General features: G+C 67.7%; 21 protein-coding genes and 1 pseudogene. 11 read left to right on the top strand and 11 right to left on the bottom strand.

Going from position 1 to position 22391, the window contains the following annotated elements; genetic code table 11:
• Positions 1-70 precede the first annotated feature (70 nt).
• The 3 genes from ACZYZ3_RS03725 to ACZYZ3_RS03715 form a co-directional block, all read right to left on the bottom strand.
• A complete protein-coding gene (locus tag ACZYZ3_RS03725; protein WP_463962487.1) occupies positions 71-928 on the bottom strand; it encodes a hypothetical protein in 858 nt (285 codons plus the stop codon).
• Positions 929-1153: 225 nt separating this feature from the next.
• A complete protein-coding gene (locus ACZYZ3_RS03720; protein WP_463962486.1) occupies positions 1154-1765 on the bottom strand; it encodes a hypothetical protein in 612 nt (203 codons plus the stop codon).
• 254 nt (positions 1766-2019) lie between these two features.
• Positions 2020-2568, bottom strand: a complete 549-nt coding sequence (locus ACZYZ3_RS03715) for a YceI family protein (RefSeq protein ID WP_463962485.1) — start codon at positions 2566-2568, stop codon at positions 2020-2022.
• A 211-nt stretch (positions 2569-2779) separates the two neighbouring features.
• Here ACZYZ3_RS03715 and ACZYZ3_RS03710 point away from each other — a divergent pair, with 211 nt between their 5' ends.
• From ACZYZ3_RS03710 to ccsB, 5 genes are all read left to right on the top strand, one after another.
• Entirely contained in the window at positions 2780-3445 is a 666-nt protein-coding gene (locus ACZYZ3_RS03710) for a histidine phosphatase family protein (RefSeq protein WP_463962484.1), read from the top strand.
• 2 nt (positions 3446-3447) lie between these two features.
• Positions 3448-4068 carry a TlpA family protein disulfide reductase gene (locus ACZYZ3_RS03705; protein WP_463962483.1) on the top strand — a complete coding sequence of 207 codons (621 nt, stop codon included), beginning with the start codon at positions 3448-3450 and terminating at the stop codon, positions 4066-4068.
• 16 nt (positions 4069-4084) lie between these two features.
• Positions 4085-4840 (top strand): cytochrome c biogenesis CcdA family protein, encoded by a 756-nt coding sequence (locus ACZYZ3_RS03700; protein WP_463962482.1) that lies wholly within the window; start codon positions 4085-4087, stop codon positions 4838-4840.
• Between the two features lie 212 nt (positions 4841-5052).
• The gene (gene resB, locus ACZYZ3_RS03695) at positions 5053-6747 is read left to right on the top strand and encodes a cytochrome c biogenesis protein ResB (RefSeq protein WP_463962507.1); all 1695 of its coding nucleotides are present in this window, start codon (positions 5053-5055) and stop codon (positions 6745-6747) included.
• Positions 6747-7862 (top strand): c-type cytochrome biogenesis protein CcsB, encoded by a 1116-nt coding sequence (gene ccsB, locus ACZYZ3_RS03690; protein WP_463962481.1) that lies wholly within the window; start codon positions 6747-6749, stop codon positions 7860-7862. Before resB ends, ccsB begins: the two co-directional genes overlap by 1 nt.
• Before the next feature lie 53 nt (positions 7863-7915).
• On the opposite strand, the gene ACZYZ3_RS03685 is transcribed toward ccsB, so the two are convergent.
• Both ACZYZ3_RS03685 and ACZYZ3_RS03680 read right to left on the bottom strand, forming a co-directional pair.
• Positions 7916-9499: an alkaline phosphatase D family protein gene (locus ACZYZ3_RS03685; RefSeq protein ID WP_498049685.1), complete on the bottom strand. Its 1584-nt coding sequence runs from the start codon at positions 9497-9499 to the stop codon at positions 7916-7918.
• A 151-nt stretch (positions 9500-9650) separates the two neighbouring features.
• Positions 9651-10076, bottom strand: a complete 426-nt coding sequence (locus ACZYZ3_RS03680; RefSeq protein WP_463962480.1) for a PLD nuclease N-terminal domain-containing protein — start codon at positions 10074-10076, stop codon at positions 9651-9653.
• Positions 10077-10291: 215 nt separating this feature from the next.
• Between ACZYZ3_RS03680 and ACZYZ3_RS03675 the strand changes: the two genes are divergently transcribed.
• Complete coding sequence (locus ACZYZ3_RS03675) at positions 10292-10600, top strand: DUF4229 domain-containing protein (RefSeq protein ID WP_463962479.1); 309 nt, start codon at positions 10292-10294, stop codon at positions 10598-10600.
• Here the strand turns inward: ACZYZ3_RS03675 and ACZYZ3_RS03670 are convergent.
• The 6 genes and pseudogenes from ACZYZ3_RS03670 to ACZYZ3_RS03645 all read right to left on the bottom strand — a co-directional run bounded on the left by ACZYZ3_RS03670 (position 10597) and on the right by ACZYZ3_RS03645 (position 15657).
• Positions 10597-11129: pseudogene (locus ACZYZ3_RS03670) on the bottom strand (dihydrofolate reductase family protein). The gene ACZYZ3_RS03675 and the pseudogene ACZYZ3_RS03670 overlap by 4 nt on opposite strands.
• 113 nt (positions 11130-11242) lie before the next feature.
• A complete protein-coding gene (locus tag ACZYZ3_RS03665) occupies positions 11243-12124 on the bottom strand; it encodes a 1,4-dihydroxy-2-naphthoate polyprenyltransferase (protein ID WP_463962478.1) in 882 nt (293 codons plus the stop codon).
• Between the two features lie 48 nt (positions 12125-12172).
• Positions 12173-13342: an AMP-binding protein gene (locus ACZYZ3_RS03660; RefSeq protein WP_463962477.1), complete on the bottom strand. Its 1170-nt coding sequence runs from the start codon at positions 13340-13342 to the stop codon at positions 12173-12175.
• Between the two features lie 9 nt (positions 13343-13351).
• Positions 13352-14317: a 1,4-dihydroxy-2-naphthoyl-CoA synthase gene (locus ACZYZ3_RS03655; RefSeq protein WP_463962476.1), complete on the bottom strand. Its 966-nt coding sequence runs from the start codon at positions 14315-14317 to the stop codon at positions 13352-13354.
• 21 nt (positions 14318-14338) lie between these two features.
• Positions 14339-14779, bottom strand: coding sequence for a VOC family protein (locus ACZYZ3_RS03650; protein WP_463962475.1), 441 nt, complete (start codon positions 14777-14779; stop codon positions 14339-14341).
• Positions 14780-14895: 116 nt separating this feature from the next.
• Positions 14896-15657 (bottom strand): CPBP family intramembrane glutamic endopeptidase, encoded by a 762-nt coding sequence (locus tag ACZYZ3_RS03645; protein ID WP_463962474.1) that lies wholly within the window; start codon positions 15655-15657, stop codon positions 14896-14898.
• 52 nt (positions 15658-15709) lie between these two features.
• Between ACZYZ3_RS03645 and ACZYZ3_RS03640 the strand changes: the two genes are divergently transcribed.
• The 5 genes from ACZYZ3_RS03640 (at position 15710) to ACZYZ3_RS03620 (ending at position 22093) form a co-directional block, all read left to right on the top strand.
• On the top strand, positions 15710-16684 hold the full coding sequence (locus ACZYZ3_RS03640) for a metal ABC transporter substrate-binding protein (protein WP_463962473.1): 975 nt from the start codon (positions 15710-15712) through the stop codon (positions 16682-16684).
• Positions 16681-17523 (top strand): metal ABC transporter ATP-binding protein, encoded by an 843-nt coding sequence (locus tag ACZYZ3_RS03635; RefSeq protein ID WP_463962472.1) that lies wholly within the window; start codon positions 16681-16683, stop codon positions 17521-17523. Before ACZYZ3_RS03640 ends, ACZYZ3_RS03635 begins: the two co-directional genes overlap by 4 nt.
• Before the next feature lie 3 nt (positions 17524-17526).
• A complete protein-coding gene (locus tag ACZYZ3_RS03630) occupies positions 17527-18402 on the top strand; it encodes a metal ABC transporter permease (RefSeq protein ID WP_463962471.1) in 876 nt (291 codons plus the stop codon).
• A 196-nt stretch (positions 18403-18598) separates the two neighbouring features.
• Positions 18599-20254, top strand: coding sequence for an ABC-F family ATP-binding cassette domain-containing protein (locus tag ACZYZ3_RS03625; RefSeq protein ID WP_463962470.1), 1656 nt, complete (start codon positions 18599-18601; stop codon positions 20252-20254).
• Positions 20255-20632: 378 nt separating this feature from the next.
• Positions 20633-22093 carry an amino acid permease gene (locus tag ACZYZ3_RS03620; protein WP_463962469.1) on the top strand — a complete coding sequence of 487 codons (1461 nt, stop codon included), beginning with the start codon at positions 20633-20635 and terminating at the stop codon, positions 22091-22093.
• The last annotated feature ends 298 nt before the right edge of the window (positions 22094-22391 follow it).

Below are 22391 nucleotides of genomic sequence, written 5' to 3'. Positions count from 1 at the left end.
CCCCTCCGGCTCCCGCGCCCGCTGCGCTGGTGCCTGCGGCTCCCGCGCCCGCTGCGCTGGTGCCTGCGGCTTAGTACGGTCCGCCCGGCTGCCCGTAAGGGTTGGCGAACGGCTGCCGCTTGGCAAAGTACGGCGACGTGGCCGGCAGGTACAGCATCACAATGCCTGCGATGCCCAGGAGAACTGCCAGCGTGCTGAGGCTTAGCGGGAAGATGCTGAAGATCGACAGGGCTGCGAAGACCGTCCCCAGGATCCGTGCCCAGTTCTTGCCCTTGCGCACGTTCAAGGCGACGAGGGCGTACAGTCCGGCGCTGATCACCGCGAACACCACGATGCTCCCGACCAGGACGCCTCTGATGTCTTCGAACCGGATGTCAGCGCCGCCTGCGGTCATCTGCTCCTCGAACTGGGCCCGCATCTCGGGGGAGTCGATGGTGCCGATCGCCATCAACAGCGACAGGACCCAGGCCGCGCCCGAAGCGACGATGAGCCAGAAGGCCGTGTTGACGAGCTTGGGCATCCCGGACGTCGCCTGCGGCTGCTCGGAGGGGAACTGGGCGTAGGGGGACTGGCCATACCCGGGCTGTCCGGACTGCGGAGCCTGCTGGTTGTACTGCGGCTGCCCGTACTGCGGCGGGTTCTGGCCGTACTGCGGAGCCTGCTGCCCGTAAGGCGGCGCGGACGGGGCCTGGCCGTACTGGGGCGCGGACGGCGGCGTCTGGCCGTACTGCGGCGCCGACGGCGGCTGCTCACCGTACTGCGGCGCGTTCTGTCCGTACTGGGGCGCGGACGGCGCGTTCTGGCCATACTGCGGCGGGGCCGGCGGCTGCTCGCCGTGCTGGGGTGCGTTCTGTCCGTAGCGGGGGGCCGGCTTTTCGCCCGGTTCCGGAGAGTCCGGGTTCGACGGCGGGACTGGCGGGATGCTCATGGGCGTTCCTTTGCGTGGCGGTCTGGTTCGTATACCGGAAACAGCTTCCTGCCCTGCCCCCAGCATGGTTTACGTCCACCGTACCGCGGGCCGGCGCCCGCGCGGATCATTCCGGAGAGGTATTCTCGCCGGGTGCCTGGGCGCCGGTCAAGGGGCCGGTTCCGCAGGGAGCGGCGGGGGCCCCGACATAGCTTAGGCGCAGGTCAGGCGCAGGTCAGGCGCAGGTCAGGCCCGGCCGCGCAGCGAGGCGAACCACGTCTGGGAGTTGGGTAGCCACATCAGCACGGAGGCGACCAGGCTGATGGTGAAGCTCGGCCAGCTGCCGGCTCCACGGCCGTCGGCCGCGCTGGTGTTGAGGATGGCAAGCAGCAGGGAAATGCCGGCGATGATCGTGAGGGTGAAGCGGGCCCACTCGCGGCCTTCCTTCATCTTCATGGCCAGGATGACCTGTGCCCCCGAAAGGGCCAGTGCCACCAGCACCAGCAGGAGGACGAGGAATCCCAGGCCCGGAACGACGGCCAGGAGCACGAACGCCTTGAAGAGGCCGATGACGCCGCCCAGCAGGCCAAGGAACCCGCTGATCAGCCAGATCCAGTAGGCGACTTTAAGCTCGGTGGGCAGCCAGCTGACCGTGAACAAGCCGGAGAATCCGCCGTGGGGCATCACGTCGTTGAAGTTCCGGGGCCGGTCCGTCGGCATCTCAAAGCGGAATCCGCCAGGTGTTTGGCCCGAAGGTCGACTCGGCTGGTTGCCCGGGAGCTGGTTGCCCGGGAGTTGGTTGCCCGGCGTCTGGTGGCCTGGCTGCTGGGGCTGAGGTACCTCGTTGGGGTTGCTCATGGCTCTCACTGTAGACCGCGAATGTACCGGTACCGAGGGAACTTCGGCGTGTTGCGGAGCATGTCGGGGCGCGTTCGTCCGCGGCCCGTTCACGCTGTGCGGGAGCGCATTTCCGGCGGCGGCGCAGCCTCTCGGGGAACCCCGGATTAAGCACGGCACCCCGCTCTGTCATGCGGACGGAGAGCGGGGTGCCGGCGGTTTGATGCCGCGGCCCGGCCGGATGCCCGGGGACCGGCCGGTCACGCGTTGAGTGACTAGGCTGCGGGAGCGATGAAGGCCAGCTCGAGGTTGACGGCGACCTTGTCGCTGACCAGCACGCCGCCGGCTTCGAGGACCGCGTTCCAGGTCAGGCCGAAGTCCTTGCGGCTGATCGTGGTCTCGGCGGACAGCCCGGCGCGGGTCATGCCGAACGGGTCCACGGCAACGCCGTTGAACTCGGTCTCGAGGGCCACCGGGCGGGTGACACCCTTGATGGTCAGCTCGCCCTGTAGCTCGTAGCGCTCACCCTTGGGGACGATGTTGTGGGAGACGAAGGAGATTTCCGGAAACTTCTCGACGTCGAAGAAGTCTTCGCCGCGGACGTGGCCGTCGCGGTTGGCGTCGCCGGAGTCGAAGCTGGCGGTCTTGATCGTGGCGTTGACCTTGGAGTCGGCCACATTCTCGGCGAGGTCCAGGGTGGCCTCCGCGTCCTTGAACTGACCGCGGACCTTGCTGATGCCCGCGTGGCGGACGGTGAAGGCGATCTCGCTGTGCGAATTGTCGAGGGTCCAGGTGCCGGTGGTGACGTTAGTGGGAAGTGCCATGGTGTTGCTCCTTGAGTCGGGTGGGCCTTGCGGGTGGTCTGATCGTTAGTTGAAGCACTATTTGTTGAAGTCTCAACTAACTGCTTCACCCAGTATAAACATGCATTTGCATCTTTTATTCCATCTCGGGGGAACATTTCTCCAGACTCTTCAGTTCTACTTCGTGTAGAAGATTTCGTCATTGCCCCTGCCCTTTGAGAAACTGGTACACATGCCCCAAGCCACTGTTCATTTGCTCCGCCACGGCGAGGTCTACAATCCCGACGGCGTCCTGTACGGCAGGCTGCCCGAGTTCCATCTCTCCGAGCTTGGCCAGGAGATGGCCCGGCTGCTAGCGGAGCACTTCAGGGCGAGGGCCGCGCAGGGGGCCAACATCGTCCACCTCGTCGCCTCGCCGCTGACCCGCGCCCAGGAAACGGCGCAGCCCATCTCGGCGGCGCTCAACCTCGGGATCACCACCGAGGACCGGATCATCGAGGCCGCCAACTACTTCGAGGGCCTCCACGTCAACAAGGGCGAGATCTTCAGGCCCAAGCACTGGCCCATGCTGCGCAACCCGTTCCGGCCCTCCTGGGGCGAGCCCTACAAGTACCAGGCCGCCCGCGTCATCGCCGCGGTGCAGGACGCCCGGCTGCGCGCCATCGAGCTCGGCGGCGAGGGCGCGGAGGCGATCCTCGTCAGCCACCAGCTGCCCATCTGGGCCACCCGGCTCAGCGCCGAGGGCAGGCCGCTGTGGCATGACCCGCGCAAGCGCGAATGCACCCTCACCTCGGTCACCTCCCTGGTGTTCGACGACGCCGGGAACCTCCTGCGCGTCGAGTACAGCGAGCCTGCTGCCGCCCTTCTCCCCGGTGCCTCCACCACCCCCGGAGCCTGAACATGACCGGAAACAACACCAATTCATCCCCGATGTCCCGCCGCAGCGTCCTGACGGCGGGCGGTGCGGCCCTCGCCGTCGTACTGGGCCTCTCCGGCTGCGCCCAGGAGGACGCGCTGGCACAGCAGGCCAAGGCCGGCGACAACAAGAACTACGTGGCCGGCGACGGTTCGGTGACCGAATTCGCCGCCGCGGACCGCAAGAGCGCCATTGCCATCAAGGGCACGCTGTTTGACGGCACCGCGGTGACGCCCGAGGCCTTCCAGGGCCAGGTGACCGTGCTCAACTTCTGGTTCGCGGCCTGCGCGCCCTGCCGGGTGGAGGCGCCCGAGCTGGAGGCCCTGCACCAGGAGTTCAAGACCCAGGGTGTGCAGTTCTTCGGGGTCAACCTCCGCGACGAGAAGGCCACGGCGGAAGCGTTCGACAAGACCTTTAACCTGACCTACCCGAGCTTCAACGACAAGGACGGGGCCGTGCTGCTGGCCGTGTCCGGGCTGGTTCCCCCGGGGGCCGTGCCCACCACGCTCGTGCTCGACAAGCAGGGACGCGTGGCCTCCCGTGTCCTCGGCGAGATCCAAAGAGGCACCCTCAAGTCCCTCATCGCCGCTGCCGTGGCCGAGTAGCGGACGGACAGGAACCGTGAACAGCCCCTTCGCCGAAGCCATCCTGAGCGGATCGCTGCTGCTTGCCATCCCCGTGGCACTGCTCGCCGGCTTCGTCTCCTTCCTGTCGCCCTGCGTGCTGCCCCTCGTGCCGGGGTACCTGGGCTACGTCACGGGACTGACCGGCGTCGACCTCCAGAAACAGAAGCGCGGCCGCATGCTGGCCGGCATCGGGCTCTTTGTCCTCGGATTCTCAGTGATTTTTGTGCTGCTCGGCGGGGCGTTCGGGCAGCTGGGGACGCTGATCACCGGCTCGCAGAACGCCTGGATCACCCAGGTCCTGGGCCTCCTCGTGATCGTCATGGGCGTCGTGTTCATGGGCGGCTTCGGCTGGCTCCAGCGCGACGCCAAGATCCAGTCGAAGCCGCCGGCCGGGTTGTGGGGCGCGCCGCTGCTGGGCATCACCTTCGGTCTCGGCTGGGCGCCCTGCATCGGCCCGACCTATTCCGCGGTCCAGCTGCTGAGCCTCTCCGGCGGGTCCTCGGCCGCCAAGGGCGCCTTCCTGGCGTTCGTCTACAGCCTGGGCCTGGGCATCCCGTTCCTGCTGATCGCCCTGGCCGTGCGCCGCGGCATCGGCGTGATGTCCTTCTTCCGCACGCACCGGCTCGCCATCCAGCGCATCGGCGGCGGCATCCTGGTGGGGCTGGGCCTGCTGATGGCCAGCGGCGTCTGGGGAACCTGGGTGTCCGAGTTGCAGTACTGGTTCCAAACCGATGTGAAATTGCCGATCTGATGAGCGAGCGCGTGAACGAAGAGAAGAAGTCCCCGGCCCCCGGCACCAAGCCCGGCGGCACGTCCGGTGGCGGGCCGGCCGGGAAACCCGGCACCAAGCCCGGCGGCACGTCCGGTGGCGGGCCGGCCGGGAAACCCGGCACCAAGCCCGGTGGCGGCCCGGTGGCCGCTGCCAAGGCTGAAGCTGTCCTTCCCACGCTCGGGCCGCTGGGCATGCTCCGCTGGGCCTGGACCCAGCTGACCAGCATGCGCACCGCGCTGTTCCTGCTGCTGATGCTGGCGGTCGGCGCGGTTCCCGGTTCGCTGTTCCCGCAGCGGCCCGCGAACCCCTCGATCGTCACGCAGTACATCAAGGACAACCCGGACTACGGCAAAATCCTCGACTCGCTCCAGCTCTACGACGTGTACTCGTCGGCGTGGTTCTCGGCGATCTACATCCTGCTGTTCATCTCGCTGATCGGCTGCGTGGTCCCGCGCGCCATCGCGCACTACAAGGCAATGCGCTCCCAGCCGCCGCGGACGCCCGCGCGGCTGTCCCGGCTGCCCGAATACGGCACCCTCGTGATTCCCGCCGGTGCCGGGATCCCGGCGTCGCACGCTATTGACGACGCCGCCGGGCTGCTGAAGAAGCGCGGCTACCGCGTCGACGTCCGCGACCGCGACGGCGCCAGGCCCTCGATCGGAGCGGAGCGCGGCTTCCTGCGCGAAGTCGGCAACCTGGTTTTCCACACCTCGCTGATCGGGGTGCTCGTCTCGGTCGCGATCGGCGGGCTGTTCGGCTACAGCGGGCAGCGGATCCTCGTGGAGGGCGACACCTTCGTGAACACGCTCGTCGGCTACGACCAGTTCACCCCGGGCACCAACTTCCAAAGCAGCCAGCTGGAGCCGTACTCGGTCCAGCTGGACAAGTTCCAGATCACGTTCGACCGGGAGTCCCAGGGCAAGATCGGCCAGCCCATCGACTTCCAGGCCGACGTCACCACCAGGGAATCCCCCGACGCGCCGGCCCAGAAAGAGGTGCTGAAGGTCAACGAGCCGCTCACCCTCGGCGGCACCAGCATGTACCTCACTGGCAACGGCTACGCCCCGGTCGTCACCATCCGCGACGGCGCCGGCAACATCGCCATGCAGGGGCCGGTCGTGGCCAAGCTGCAGGGCGACAACTACTACTCCTCCGCGGTCATCAAGGTCCCCGACGCCAAACCGGAGCAGCTCGCCTTCGCCGGTTTCTTCCTTCCCACCGCGTTTGTCACCGAGGAAGGCGTGTCTTTCAGCGGCGATCCGGAGCTGTTCAACCCGCAGCTGACCCTGAACTCGTACTACGGCGACCTCGGCCTGGACGACGGAGCCCCGCAGAACGTCTTCGAGCTCGACGTCAAAAAGCTCACGCCGCTCAACGCCCGCAACCTCGACGCCGGCGGCATCACCCTCTCGCCTGGCGCCAGCTACACGCTCCCGGACGGCAAGGGCACCATCAGCTTCGACGGCGTGAAGCGCTACATCGGCGTTGACATCCACCACAATCCTGGCCAGCTCTACGCCCTGATCTTCGCGCTGCTGGCGGTCGCTGGCCTGGTCACCTCGCTGTACGTGAACCGCCGCCGCGTCTGGGTCCGGACCGGCACCCACGCGGACGGCCGCACCATGGTCGAATACGGGCTCCTGGCCCGCGGCGAGGACCACCGGCTGGCCGGCGAGGCCACCGCGATCCGCAGGCTGCTGGCCCACGAGTGGGATCTCGACGACGGCGGCTCCCAGTCGGCTCCCAGCGGGGGAGCGGATAATGACCGGGCGGACACCACGCTGCCCGGTGCCGGTGCCGGTGTTGAGCTGGCCCCCCCGGACCACCCCGCAGCAGACTTCATCCAGACAACAGCAGGCTCTTCCGAGTCAAAGAAGGAACAGTAATGCTCCCCATCAACGAAACCATGGGCCAGTACAGCGAGTTGTTCATGCTCCTCGCCGCAGGCACCTACACGGTGGCGTTCATCGCCTTTGCCTGGGATCTGGCCAAGAGCAGCAAGACCCTGCGCGCGGTGGACCTCAAGGCCGCCGAGCTCTCCGGTGCCGCGGCAGCGCGGGTACCGGTGGCTGCCGGCGTCGGGGCTTCGTCCGGTGCCGGGGCCGTTGACCGCGCCGACGCGGACGTGGCCGGGCCGGTTGGCCGGGCTGAACGCCCGACCTCGTCCGTGGCGGGTTCTTCCGCGGGGAACGCCGCCGGGATCGGCCGGACTGCCGACGGCGGAATGCGCTATTCCGCCGAGCGCCGCGCGCCCGCACGGGTCGCCGTCGCCCTGACAGTACTTGGTGCCGCCATCCACGCGGCCGGCGTCATCACCCGGGCCATGGGTGCGGGCCGGGTGCCGTGGGGGAACATGTACGAGTTCCTCACCACCGGCGCGTTCGTGGCCGTGGCCGTCTTCCTGCTGGTCCTGGTCCGGCGCGACCTGCGCTTCCTTGGCACCTTCGTGGTGGGCCTGGCGATCATCATGCTCGTGGCTGCCTCCGTGGCGTACTGGACGCCGGTGGGGCACCTCGTTCCCGCGCTGCAGAGTTACTGGCTGATCATCCACGTCTCGATCGCCGTGCTGTCCTCGGCGCTGTTCACCCTGACCTTCGCGATGTCCGCGCTGCAGCTGGTCCAGACGCACCGGCAGAAGACCATCGCCGCCGGGGGTGCCGACAAGCTGGGCTTCATGCGCCTCGTGCCGTCCGCGCTGAGCCTCGAAAACCTCTCCTACCGGATCAACGCCATCGCCTTCGTTGGCTGGACCTTCACGCTCATGTTCGGCGCCATCTGGGCCGAGAAGGCCTGGGGCCGTTTCTGGGGCTGGGACACCAAGGAAGTCTGGACCTTCGTGATCTGGGTGGTCTACGCCGGCTACCTGCACGCCCGCGCCACCCGCGGCTGGACCGGAACCCGTGCGGCCTGGCTGTCAATCGTCGGCTACCTCTGCGTGGTCTTCAACTTCACCATCGTGAACCAGTTCTTCAACGGCCTGCACTCCTACTCGGGGCTGTAGGCTCCAGCGCCTCGGAGCGGCGGGGGACGGATGCGTCTTGTCGCGTGCCGGCCCTAGGCGCGGGGCTCGAGGCGCGGAACGGTGTCGTTGATCTGGAACGAGGCCTTGGTACTGGCCGGGGACCCCGGCAAGCTGACGAAGTCCAGCACGCGGAAATCCGCCCGCAGGAAGTCTTTGGTGATCCGTGTATTCACGTAGCCGCGCTGATTGTTGAAGAACCTCAAATGCGGGTTCCACGCCATGATCGGATGGAACGTATCACCCGAACCGTTGCCCCCGGAGGTAACGGACGTGCTGACGAGTTCTGAGCCCACCACCGGCGAGGCAGGGTCCTTGAAATCGATCTTCAGTTCGTTGGCCCAGTGCCGGTGCGCGTCCCCTGTGAGTACGACGGCGTTGCGCACCTTGGCATCCACCCAGCCTTGGGTGATACGCCGGCGCGATGCCGCGTAGCCGTCCCAGCTGTCCGTGGAGACGTCGTCGATACTAGCGGCCTCATTGCGGTCCCGTTCGGCGAAGAAGACCTGCTGGCCCAGGATGTCCCAGCACTGGGTGGAGTTCTTGAATCCTTCCAGGAGCCACTTCTCCTGCAGCGTGCCGGTGATTGTGCGGTTCTTATCCAGCCGCCCTCCGCCGCCGGAGATCTGATCATCCCGGTACTGGCGCGTGTCCATCATATGGAAATTGGCCAGCTGGCCCCACTGGATCATGCGATAGATCTTCATGGCCGACCCGGCCGACCCGGCCGGCACAGAGGACGCGCGCAATGGCATGTTCTCGTAGTAGGCCTTGAATGCCGCGTCGCGGCGCACACGAAAGCGCGCAGCGGTATCGTTCAGCTCGGCCGGACTCCTGCTTTCGGGAACGTCATCCGCATAGTTGTTGTCGACTTCGTGGTCGTCCCAGACCACTAGCCACGGTGCGATCGCATGCGCAGCCTGCAGATCGGCGTCGGACTTGTACTGTGCATGGCGCTGGCGGTAGCCCTCGAGCGTTACCGTCTCCAGCACGTCGCGGCTGCGGACGGCTTCGCGGACATCGGTGCCGCTGCGGTGTTCGTACAGGTAGTCGCCCAGGTGCAGCACCAGGTCAGGGTGGTCTTGGGCAAGGCGCGCGTATGCCGTGAAGTAGCCTTGCTCATAGTTCGCGCAGCTGGCGAAGGCCATCGCGAGCGCCGCCGGAGTCTCATGGCGTGCCGGGCTCGTAAGCGTCCGGCCAGTGGGACTAAGATGACGTCCGCAGCGGAACCGGTAAAAGTACTCGCGTCCCGGCCTAAGTCCTCGCAATTCCACATGTATGGAATGGGCGTTCTCCACATGGGCGTACTCAAGGCCCCGGGCCACCACCTTGCCCATCGCGGCGTCTTCGGCTACCTCCCAGGCTACCGGGATGCTTCGGGATGGCATCCCGCCGAGGCCGTCCTCGGTGAGCGGGTCAAGCGCCAAGCGGGTCCAGAGCACGAAGCCGTCCGGCCACGGTTCGCCTGAGGCAATGCCGAGCATGAACGGGTCGCCCCGGATCGCGGCACCTTCCGCCGTTGAGATGCCGGGCGCAGCTGCCCTGGGCAACGAAACGAGGATGCCGGCACCCAAGCCGGCGGAAAGTAGGACCCTGCGCGAAATACTGTGCGTGGTCAAAGGCATTCCACCACTTCCGAGCTCAGATGCTTCGGCCGATGATCTAGCCATTCTAAGCTCCGGATTCGCGCCTGGCGCAGAGCAGTTCGTCAGTATTTACCATGGTGGCAGCAGGAATACCGCAACGGTAAACCCACCTACGTGACCGGCACTACTTGACCTCGTCGGTGCCCTGCGGGTCGCCGCTGCCGCGGGCGTCGCCGGACTCGGAGTCGTGGGTGCCCGGTGTGCCCTTGCCGTCGGCGGTGTTGCGCTCCTTGGCGTCCAGCTCGTCCTTGAGCTTCTTGAGCCGGTCAGCTTCGGCCTGCCTGCGGCGGCGGAGTTCGAGGTTGCGCAGGAAGTCCGGGTCGTCGTCGGGCGCGATGGGGTGGCTGGGATTGGTGCGCGCCGGGCTGGTCCCGCGCGGCCGGCCAATCAGGAACCACAGGATGGCGCCGACCACCGGAAGGACGATCTGCACCACAATCCAGGCCGGCTTCGAGATGCCTTTGGTCTGGCGAGGATCAGTGCGGATCACGTCGACGAGTCCGTAGACAAACACGACGAGAACGGCGACAACAACCACTACACGGAGCATGTAATCAGTCTAGCGTCCGGGGGAGTGTCCGGCTTCAATTGATCGTTGCTCCGGACGGGAACTCCGAGGGAACCCTCACGGACGATGTCGCAGCCACGCCGAACCCGCCGGAGCGCGGCGAGTAGCTCCGGCGGAGCGCCCGCGGGTGGCTCGGCGGAGGGGCCGGAGAACGGCCCAGGTGGGCCGGGGCAGCCGGCGGCGGCTAAACTTGGAGAGTGGCTTTCCTGAAATACTCCCTGATCCGGCTGGCGCTCTTCGCGCCGTTGTTCGCCCTGTTCGTTTACCTCGAGCTCGGATGGCTGCTGGCTGTCCTTTGCGCGGGGATGATGGCCTTCGCGATCAGCTTCCTCTTCTTCCAGAAGCAGCGCGCCGCCGCCGCCGCCTCGCTCCACCAGCGGTTCTCCGGCAAGGCCAAGCCGCTGCGCAGCGCCGGGGAAGTGGACGACGCCGACGCCGAGGACCGTCTGGTCGACGCGCACCCGGACATCACCGTCAACAAGGACAACCGCCCGAAGGACGCTTAGTTCCCCGGGCCGCCGGCCGACAGGTCGCCGACGCCTGGCGTGCCGTCGGCGAGCGCGTAGCGCTGCAGCACCGCGCCCTCCGGTGAGGCAACGTCCGGCTCGATGAGCCTGAGGTTCGTCGGAACCACCCCGTCGGCGAAGACCTTCTTTCCACCGCCGAGGAGGATCGGATACACCCAGAGCGTGAGCCGGCGGCGGCGACATCAGGACCGAGCAGGGTGGAGTTGGCCCACTCAAGGGCCGGCGTCCGGCGCGAGGCCACATATTTGGGGAGGCGGTTGAACAGCCGCGCGATGTCCCCGTGCGCGTGCGGCCAGTACCCGGCGAAGATGTCGTATGTCCGGCGCCCAAGCAGCAGCGCGTCCATCCCCGCCATGCCGGAGTCGATCTGCCCGCCGGCGACCTCGTCCAGGAACGGCGCCTGCCAGCCTCCAAACGCGAAACCGCCGTCAGCGTCCTCGTTAGCCCCGCCGGGCGCCTGCGTGACGCCGTCGAGGGTGGTGAACAGGTTGATATGGATGAGTCCCATTCCGGGCTCATTCTCTGCCCCCCGTCGTCGTCCCGGCGACGGAATCACTTCGAGGCTGCCACACGAGCGCCGTGCGAAGCAACGTGTACCGCGGCCCCTAGAACCCGCGGCCCCTAGAACCCGTGGCTCAGGACCAGGCCCAGTGAGAACAGCACCGCGTAACCGAGGTTGATCAGCCCCGTCTGCTTGAGCACCGGAATCAGGCTCTTGCGGCGCCGCCCGGAGATCATCAGCCAGGACGGCATCAGGCTGGCAGGGATCAGCAGCAGCACAATAAGCATCCACGGCCGGGTCGGAGCCAGCACAATCGGCAGCAGGATCGCGACGGCGAGCATCAGCACGTAGCTTTCCCGGGCATGCTTGTCGCCGAGCCGCACGGCCAGGGTCTTCTTCCCGGCCTTCCGGTCGGTGGGGATGTCCCGGACGTTGTTGGCCATGAGCAGCGCGCAGGCGATCAGGCCGGTACCGATGGCGCCGATGACGGCCGGGAGGCTGATCTGGCCGGCCTGCGTATAGGTCGTGCCGAGGGTGGCGACCAGGCCGAAGAACACAAAGACGAACAGGTCGCCCAGGCCCATGTAGCCGTAGGGATTTTTCCCGCCCGTGTAGCCCCAGGCCGCGAGGACGCAGCCCAGGCCCACCAGGATCAGCCACCAGGCCTGCGAGAGTATGACCAGGCCCAGTCCGAACACCATCGCCAGCCCGAACGCAGCGAACGCGGCGTACTTGACGTGCTCGGGTTTCGCGGCGCCGGAGCCGACCAGCCGGAGCGGGCCCACCCGGTCCTCGTCGGTGCCGCGGATGCCGTCGGAGTAGTCGTTGGCATAGTTCACGCCGACCTGCAGCAGCAGGGCCACCAGCGCGGCCAGCACGGCATGGAGCGGCAGGAAGGCGTCCAGCTCGTACGCGGCCGCGGTGCCGATCAGGACAGGCGCGATCGCGGCCGGCAGAGTGCGCAGTCGGGCGCCTTGGATCCATTGAGCGGCTGTTGCCACGGTCAGTACCTCGTGTTGGTTTGGCGAAACCGGGAGTGCCCGGACTGTCTATTTTCCCTGATGCAGCTCGGTGAGCCGAACCGTCATCGCCAGGCGGTCCGGTTTCCCGTTCGGCAGCATCAGCAGGTCACCGGCGGCCAGCACGGTTTTCGGGGCCAGCGCGCCCAGTGCGGGCGCCCAGGCAGCGCCGGCGGTGAAGTCCCGGAGGCCGTCCGGCGAGCTGTCGGCCAGCGCCACATAGGCGGCGAGGGCCTGGCCCCACTCCGCAGAGGGGACCCCGGCGACAAAGGCGGCCAGCACGCCGTCGAGCCTTTCCAGCTCCGCCTGCACATGCGCGGCGGAGACCTTCACGCCGCCGGTGATGACGACGTCGTCGGCCCGGCCCAGCACGGTCAGTTTCCCGGTGGAGTCGATGGAGCCGAGGTCGCTGGTGCGGTACCAGCGGACGCCGTCCTCCTCGAAGAAGGCGCCGGCGGTGAGCCCGGGGTCGCCGAGGTAGCCGGCGGCGAGGGTCGCGCCGCCGAGCAGGATCCGGCCGTCCCCCTCCACCCGTGCCAGCACGTCCTCGAGCGGGAAGCCGTTGTACACGCAGCCGCCGCAGGTCTCGGCCGAGCCATAGGTGGTGATCACGCGGGCGCCGGCGTCGCGGGCGGCGGCCAGCAGCTCGGGCGAGGTGGGGCCGCCGCCGAGCAGGATTGCGTTGAAGCGCCGCAGCACGGCCCGCGTTTCGGCCGACGGCGCGTCCAGCAGCCGCTGCAGCTGGGTGGGCACCAGCGAGGTGAAGCGGATCTTGTCCGTGAGCTCCAGGGCCGCGGCGGTAAACGCCTCCGGTGTGAACCCGCCGGAGAGGTCCATGGCCCACGGCCGGGTGCCGGCGAACAGCGAGCGCACCAGGACCTGCACCCCGGCCACATACTGCACGGGCAGCGCGAGCAGCCACTGGCCCTCGCCCTTGAGCGCGAACGCGGTGGCCACGGAGGACGCCGCCAGGGCATCCACGGTGAGGACCGTCGCCTTGGGCGTGCCGGTGGAGCCGGAGGTCCGCACCACGACGGCGGCGTCCTCATAGCCGGGCGTTTCCACGGCGGCGACCACAAGGTTCCCGCCGGCGTCGGCGGACAGCTCGACGGCGGGGCCCTCGCCGTGGAGGGCGTCCGCCAGCGCCTTGAGTGCCGGCTCGATGTTCGGGGGCTGGGAAGTCACTGCTCCGGAAGTCATCGGGCCGCCTTAGAAGTAGTACGGGAAGCTGGACCAGTCCGGATCGCGCTTCTCCAGGAAGGCATCCTTGCCCTCCACGGCCTCATCCGTCATGTACGCCAGCCGGGTGGCTTCGCCGGCGAAGACCTGCTGGCCGGCCAGGCCGTCGTCGGCGAGGTTGAAGGCGAACTTGAGCATCCGCAGGGCCTGCGGGGACTGCCGGGCGATGTCGGCGGCGTATTCCAGCGCCACGTCCTCGAGCCGCTCATGGTCCACGGCCTCGTTCACGGCCCCCATCCGGACCATGTCCTCGGCGGAATATTCGCGGGCCAGGAAGAAGATCTCGCGGGCAGCCTTCTGGCCGATCTGGCGGGCCAGCAGCGCGGAGCCGTAGCCGGCGTCGAAACTGCCCACCGTGGCGTCGGTCTGCTTGAACTTGCCGTGCTGGCGGGAGGCGATGGTCAGGTCCGCGACGACGTGCAGCGAGTGCCCGCCGCCGGCGGCCCAGCCGTTCACGACGGCGATAACCACCTTGGGCATCGTGCGCATGAGCCGCTGGACCTCAAGGATGTGGAGCCGGCCGGCGCGCGCGGGGTCGATAATTTCCTTCGTCTCACCCGCAGTGTCTTGTACTACATACCTGTAGCCGTCGCGGCCGCGGATCCGCTGGTCCCCGCCGGAGCAGAACGAGTGGCCGCCGTCCTTGGCGGAGGGGCCGTTGCCGGTGAGCAGCACGGTGGCCACGTCCGGGCTCATCCGGGCGTGGTCCATGGCGCGGTAGAGCTCGTCCACGGTGCCGGGGCGGAAAGCGTTCCGCACCTCGGGCCGGTTGAAGGCGATGCGGACGGTCGGCAGGTCCCGGCCCACGCCGCCGTCGCCGGACCGCTCCACCTGCCGGTGGTAAGTCATGTCCTGGAAGTCGTCGAAGCCGTTCACTGTGCGCCAGCGGGTGGGGTCAAAGACGTCGGATACCTTGGCGGGGATTTCGTTGCTCACAGTCCGAGTCTAGTAATCGCCTCAGCTGATGCAGAACTCATTGCCTTCCGGGTCCGCCATGGTGTGCCAGGAATGCGGTCCCTGGCGGGCGGTCCAGAGGAAGGTGGCGCCGCGGGCCTCTAGGGCGGCGCGCGCCTGGTCCTTGTCCGCGCCGGCCAGGTTGACGTCCCAGTGGATCCGGTTCTTGATGGTCTTTTCCTCCGGGACCGTCTGGAAGAGGATGCGGCGGGCGGGCGGCTTGGCGTCGAGTTCCTCGGGCGGGCGGATGGCGGCCCCGGCACCCCACACGAGCCGGCCGTGGTGCGTCGTGGTTTCCGCCTCAGTGGCGAAGCCCTGCGCGATCATGGAGCGGATGAAGGACTCGTCCTGCGGCTCCACGGCCCACTCGAGGGTTTCCGCCCACCAGTCGGCGAGGGCATGCGGGTCCCGGCAGTCGACGGCGATCTGGATGTTCAGTGTCATGGAAAGAAACTACGACGTCGGCGCGGCCAGCGGTAGGCCCCCAGCCAACGCGGGGTCACCTAGCGCCCATAAATGGCCCCCGAATGGGCCGTAGCTGACCCCGCGTTGCTTTTGGGTCAGCCCTGCATCTGCTGGAGCTGCTCCATCAGTTCCGGCGGGATGGCGTAGATGAAGATGACCGCCAGCAGGTTCTTGGAGGCGTGGACGAAGTAGACGAACATGACGTTCTTGCCGGTCCAGACGTAGACGAACACCAGCACGGCGCCCATCGCGAGGTAGGGCATCAGCACCGGCAGGCTCAGGTCCTCCTGGCCCACGATGTGCAGGGCAGCGAACAGCACCACGGACAGCGAGCAGCACACCCAGATGTTGACGCGCCGGCTGAGCTTGCCGATCAGCAGGTGCCGGAAGATGTACTCCTCCACGAAAGGGCCCACGATCACCAGCAGCGGCACCATCAGCCAGGCCGGGACCTGCTGCATGAGCGCCTGCAGGCCGGCCTGGTTGGCGGACGTCTGCGGCGCCCCGGTGATGGAGACCAGGATCGCGGTGAGGACCATCATGGCCACGACGGCCAGGGGGACCATCAGCACGGTGAACCAGGGCCTGGTGGCAAGCACCCTGAGGTCCCTGGCGGCGACGCGCCGGACGGCGGCCAGGGCCAGGATGCCGATGACGCCGTAGAAGGCCAGGTTGACGGTGTAGGACGCCACCGCCGGGTTCGGGGACAGCTCAAGCAGCAGCGGGACCAACAGACCCCCGGCCACGGCGAAGAACGCGGCCACGGCCACGTACAGGCCCGCCGTGATGAAATCGAGCCCCGAGAACCGGTAGAGTTCCGGCCGCGGTGCCGGTGGTGTGCGGAGAACAGTGCCCATGCCACCAGCCTAGCGCCGCGGCCGGACTGCCGGGTCCCGTATAATATTCGGTATGCCTAAAATTTTGTTTCGGCCCGCCAAAGTTGTCGGCCGAACACGTCGCCGCCGAGCTGCCGGAGCCGCCGTCGCCGCCGTTCTGCTCGGACTGTCCCTGGCCGCATGCGGGGCTGCCGTCCCGGGGCAGGGACCGGGGTCCGCGGACGACAAGCCCGTCGTGCTGACCACTTTCACCGTGCTGGCCGACGTCGCGCAGAACGTGGCGGGGGACAAGCTGCAGGTCGAATCCATCACCAAGGCCGGCGCCGAAATCCACGGCTACGAGCCCACGCCCGGGGACATCCGCAAGGCGTCCAAAGCCGACCTGATCCTGGACAACGGACTGAACCTGGAAGCCTGGTTCGCCCAGTTCGTCGAGGGCCTGGACGTTCCGCACGCCGTCGTGAGCGAAGGCGTGGAGGTGCTCTCCATCGGTGAGGACTCCTACCAGGGCAAACCGAACCCGCACGCCTGGATGTCCCCGGTCAACGTGCAGATCTACGTGGACAACATGGTGAAGGCGTTCTCGAAGCTGGATCCGGAGAACGCGGCGGCCTTCGAGGCGAACGGCGCGGCGTACAAGGCCCAGCTGCAGTCCGTGCAGGATGAAATGGTGCAGAAGATCGCCGCCGTCCCCGCGCCGCAGCGGGCGCTGGTGACGTGTGAGGGCGCCTTCTCGTACCTGGCGCGCGACGCCGGCCTCCGCGAGGTCTACATCTGGGCCGTCAACGCCGAACAGCAGGCCACCCCGCAGCAGATCACCAAGGCCATCGAATTCGTCAAAGCCAACAAGGTCCCGGCCGTCTTCTGCGAATCCACGGTCTCGGACGCCCCGATGCGCCAGGTGGTCGGGGCAACCGGCGCCACGTTCGGCGGGGTGCTGTACGTGGACTCGCTCTCCGAAACGGACGGCCCCGTGCCCACGTACCTGGACCTGATCCGGCACGATTCCAAGCTCATCACTGAAGGCCTGACGGGAGCGGCATCATGAGCAATCCGGCCATTCTGGTGGAAAACGTCACCGTCCATTACGGGGAGGTCATGGCGCTCGACGCCGCCTCACTCACCGTTGAGGCGGCCCGGATCTGCGGGCTGGTGGGAATGAACGGCTCCGGCAAGTCCACGCTGTTCAAGGCGATCATGGGCATGGTCAAGCCCGACGCCGGCCGCGTCCTGATCAACGGCGAATCACCGGCCAAGGCGCGCAAAAAGGGCGGCATCGGCTACGTCCCGCAGAGCGAGGACGTGGACTGGCAGTTCCCGCTGTCCGTGCGCGACGTGGTGATGATGGGCCGCTACGGGCATCAGGGCTTCACCCGCCGCCCGTCCAGGGCGGACCGCGAGGCCGTCGACCTTGCCCTGGACCGGGTGGAACTCTCCGAGTTCGCCAACCGGCAGATCGGCCAGCTCTCCGGCGGCCAGAAGAAGCGTGCCTTCGTGGCCCGCGGAATCGCCCAGGGTGCCACCATCATGCTCCTGGACGAGCCCTTCGCCGGGGTGGACAAGCGCTCCGAGGCGACGATGACGCGCCTGCTGAAGGAACTCGCCGCGGACGGCTGCACCATTCTCGTCTCAACCCATGACCTGCATGCCCTGCCCCGGCTCTGCGACGAGGCGGTGCTCCTGATGCGCAAGGTCCTGATGCACGGCCCGCCCGAGGTGGTGCTGCAGCCGGAGCACCTGGCCATGGCCTTCGGCCTCGACGTCCTCAACCGGGACGTTACCGGCGGTCCGGACCTTCCCGACGCTTCCGGGCTGCACGACCTTCCGGTGATTCCGGACCCCGGCCTAGCCGCCCCCGGGGTTGCCAAACATCCGGGCAGGAACTGAGCCATGGATCTCGTCGACCTCCTGCTGGAACCGCTGAGCTATGACTTCATGGTCCGTGCCATCGTCACCACGGCGCTCGCGGCCATCGTCTGCGCCGTGCTGAGCTGCTGGCTGGTGCTGATCGGCTGGTCACTGATGGGCGACGCCGTTTCCCACGCCGTGCTGCCCGGGGTGGTGCTCGCCTACATCGTCGGTGCCCCCTTCGCGCTGGGCGCCCTGGTGTTCGCGCTGATCGCGGTGACCCTGATCGGGGTGGTCCGCAACACCAGCCGGGTGAAGGAGGACGCGGCAATAGGCATCGTGTTCACCTCCTTGTTCGCCCTGGGCCTGGTGCTCATCTCCGTCACGCCCAGCCAGACGGACCTCAACCACATCATCTTCGGCAACCTCCTCGGCGTCAGCATCCCGGACCTCATCCAGGTCCTCGTGCTGGGTGTCGTCACCTTCGCCATCCTGGTCCTCAAGCGCCGCGACCTGACCCTCTACGCCTTCGACCCCACGCACGCCCATGCGATCGGGCTGTCCCCGAAGCGCCTCGGGGCCCTGCTGCTGGGCCTGCTGGCGCTGACGTCCGTGGTGGCGCTGCAAACCGTGGGCGTGGTGCTGGTGGTGGCCATGCTCATCATTCCCGGGGCCACGGCGTACCTGCTGACGGACCGGTTCTCCCGCATGCTCGTCATCGCCCCCGTCATTTCCGCGGTGTGCTCCATCGCCGGCATCTACTTCAGCTACTACCTCGACACCGCCTCCGGCGCCATGGTGGTCCTGACGCAGGCGGCCGCGTTCGCCGTCGTCTACCTGTTCAGCCCGCGGCAGGGGCTCATCGGCACCCGGCTGGCGATGGCCCGGCGCCGGAAAGCTGCTGCGCTCGCCGCCTGACGTTGCCCGCCTGGGCGGCGCTAAACGCCGCGCCCCCGCCCGCCCGAGCGGCTGCTCGAGCTACTGCCCTACGGCGGCAGCCGCGTCAGTCTGGCCCCCCGACGGCGGCAGCCGGGTCAGTCTGGGCCTGCGGTGTCATACTTGACGACGCAACCCGCCGCCGGGCAGGCTCGCCATCTACCTCTGCGAGGACTCCTTGACCGAACATCTCCGCCTTACCGGCGTATCCCACGGCTACGGGGACCGCCAGCTGTTTTCCGACGTCGAACTGGCCATCACCGCCGGGGAACACGTGGCAATCGTCGGCGAAAACGGCGCGGGCAAATCTACGCTGCTCCGGATTCTGGCCGGGCTCGAGACCCCGGACGAGGGCACCGCCGTCCGCCGGGGCCGCGTCGGCTATCTTGCCCAGACCCTGGGCCTGCCAGACGCGTTCACCGTGAGCAACGCGATCGACGCCGCGCTGGGATCCCTCCGCGAACTGGAGGCCGAGCTGGACCGTCTGGAGGACGGGCTCGCCGACGCCGAATCGGACGAACTGGAGCGCTACGGCAGCTTGCAGACGCAGTACCAGCTCAGGGAAGGATACGCCGCGGAATCCCGCGTGGAGGCGGCGCTGGACCGGCTGGGCCTGAGCGGGCTGAACCGGACGAGGACACTGGGCTCGCTCTCCGGCGGGGAACAGGAACGCGTGGCCTTGGCCTGCGTGATGGCCGATCCCGCGGACATCCTCCTCCTGGACGAACCCACCAACCACCTTGATGCCAGCGGGACGGCCTGGCTGGAAGCGCGGCTGGCGGCGCACCGCGGCACCGTGGTGGTGGTCTCCCACGACCGTGTCCTGCTGCGCAAAGTCGCTTCCACCGTGATCGAAGTCGACGCCGAACGCCGGACGGTCAACCGCTACGGCAACGGCTACGAAGGCTACCTGCGGGAGAAGGCGGCCGAGCGCCAGCGCTGGGCGCAGCAGTACAGCGGGTGGCTGGACGCGATGGCGGCCGAACGGCTCCAGGCGGACACGGTCGCGGGGAAGATGGGCTACGCCCGCCAGCGCGACAACGACAAAATGGGCTTCGACTTCAAGGCCGGCACCTGGCAGAAGGCCGCCTCCAGCAAGGTCCGCAATGCCCAGGAGCGTCTCCGCAGGCTGGAGGAAAACCCCATCGACCGTCCGCCGGTGCCGCTGAAGCTGGAGACGGACCTGCGCGCGGACGTTGCGGCGGGACCGGCCCTGGAAGCCCGGGGCGTGTCGGTGCCCGGCCGCCTGGAACCGACGGACATCCGGGTGGAGGCGGGCCAGAAAATCCTCATCACCGGCCCCAACGGTGCCGGCAAGTCCACGCTGCTCTCCGTCCTCGCGGGCACGCTGGAACCGGCCCAGGGCACCGTGCTGAGGCACGGCCGGATCGGCTACCTGCAGCAGGAACTGGAGCTCCCGCAGCGCCCGGGGCTGCGTCTCCTGCCGGCTTTCGCCGCGGGCCTGGGCGGCAACATCGATGAGCACGCCGAGGCGCTGCTGCGCCTGGGACTCTTCCGGACCAGCGAATTCCACGTCCCGGTGGGAGGCCTGTCCGCAGGGCAGCAGCGCCGCCTGGCGCTGGCCCGGCTCCTGCTGGGCGGCTACGGGACGATGCTCGTCGATGAGCCCACCAACCACCTGGCGCCCGTCCTGGTGGAACAGCTGGAATCGGCCCTCTCGGACTTCGCCGGGACGCTGGTCATGGTCAGCCACGACCGCGCGCTGGGGGAATGGTTCGACACGTGCGCCCGCGAAATCAGCACCGGGAACCGCACCGGGCACGGCGCCGGGACCTGGCTCCGCTACGCGATGCGGGACGGCGCGCTGGCCTGACGGTGGCCCAGGGCGGACGGCGCCCAGGCCTGACGGCGCGCAGGCCTGACGGCGGCCAGGCCTGACGGCGGCCCAAATTGGCGGCGGGAAAACTGGCAACGTCGTAACTGGCGGGTAGGCCGGGACCTGCCGGACCGAAATCGAACATCATTCGGCGTTCTGGCCTGAATTGCATCATAAATTAGCAATAGTGCCCGCGGGGTGTTGCCCGCGTCACGACAAGGCCGCAAATGCTAGTACGATGGATGAGCCGCGCGAGCTTCGACACTTGTGAGGTTCGGTACACGTTTGGGCGCCCACAAAGGGCTCTAGTCCGAATTTTGTGTACCTGAATCCACGGTTACTCCCCGGCCATACCCCGACCAACAAGGAACAGCTGTGCCATCACCTACCCCCACAGAACTTAAGAGCAGCACGGCGCAACCCGCCGTCGTCGACTCGACCCTCAGCGCCGAGGGCTATGCGAAATCCCTGAGCGGCCGCCAGGTCACCATGATCGCAATGGGCGGCGCCATCGGCGTCGGCCTCTTCATGGGTGCCGGCGGGCGCCTGGCCTCCACCGGCCCCGCGCTCATCTTCTCCTACGCCATTGCCGGCGTCATCGCCTACCTGCTGATGCGCGCACTGGGCGAACTCATCATGTACCGCCAGACCTCGGGCTCCTTCGTCAGCTACGCCGGCGAAATGTTCGGCAAGAAGGGCGCGTATGTGTCCGGCTGGATGTACTTCATCAACTGGGCGATGACCGGCATCGCCGAGCTCATCGCGATCGGTCTGTACTTCCAGTTCTTCTTCCCCAACGTCCCGGTCGAGCTGTCCGCCATCGCGGCGCTGCTGCTGCTCGTGGGCGTGAACCTCATGAGCGTCAAGGCGTTCGGCGAGTTCGAGTTCTGGGCCTCCGTCCTCAAGGTCGGCGCCATTCTCATCTTCCTGGCCGTGGGCACCTTCATGGTGATCACCAACGCAGAGGTCGGCGACGGCAACGCCTCGGTCAATAACCTGTTCGCCGCCGAAGGGGGAATGTTCCCCAAGGGTGCGCTCGTCATGATCCTGGTCCTGAATGCCGTGATCTTCGCCTACAACGGCATTGAGCTCGTCGGCATCACCGCCGGCGAAATGCAGGACCCGGCCAAGGAAGTGCCCAAGGCCATCCGCGCCGTCGTCTTCCGCATCGTCGTGTTCTACGTCGGCTCCGTGACCCTTCTGGCCATGCTGCTGCCCTCGGACCAGTATGTCGCCGGCACCTCGCCGTTCGTCACCGTGTTCGGCCAGATGGGCCTCGGCTGGATGGGCGATGTCATGAACATGATCGTCATCACCGCCGCACTGTCCTCCTGCAACTCGGGCCTGTACTCGATCGGCCGGGTCTTCCGCACCATGGCCAACAATGGGCATGCCCCGCAGTGGCTGACGAAGATGTCCAAGAGCCACGTGCCGTACGCCGCCATCCTGGCCATCGGCGGCGTCTACCTCGTCGGCATCCTCCTCAACATCTGGCTCGGCGGCTCGCACGCCTTCGACCTGGCGCTGAACTCGGCGTCGATCGGCGTGATCTTCACCTGGGGCGCCATCTTCGCCAGCCAGATCGCGCTGCGCAAGACCAAGGGCAAGGTCTCATCCCTGCCCGCGCCGGGCGGCACCCGGGCCAGCTGGGCCGGCCTGATTGCCCTGCTGCTGATCACGGTGCTGATCGGCTTCGACACCATGACCAGCAAGACCGGAGAGGTCTTCCACCTCGGCCTCTGGACCCTGGCGACCATCCCGTTCTTCTCGCTCCTGCTCTGGCTCGGCTGGCAGAAGGTCAAGCACAACGAACCGAAGAACGTACTCTTCAACTAACCGCTGCGGGCAATATCCCAAGCGGACGACAACGGCGGGCCTCCAGTGCGGGGCCCGCCGCTGTTGGTTTAAGGGGGTCCGCGCGAGGCCGCGGTGTCGCTAGACAACGCAGCGCCCATCTGACCTGCGCCAACGCAGCGCCCATCTGACCTGCGCCAACGCAGCGCCCATCTGACCTGCGCCAACGCAGCGCCCATCTGACCCTGCGCCTATCTGACCCTGCGCCCATCTGACCCTGCGCCCATCTGACCCTGCGCCTATCTGACCCTGCGCCTATCTGACCCTGCGCCCATCTGAC

Source organism: Pseudarthrobacter linnaei (assembly GCF_055412825.1).
Note: the sequence above shows the minus strand (reverse complement) of the source record. Positions and strands in the feature narration are given on the sequence as shown.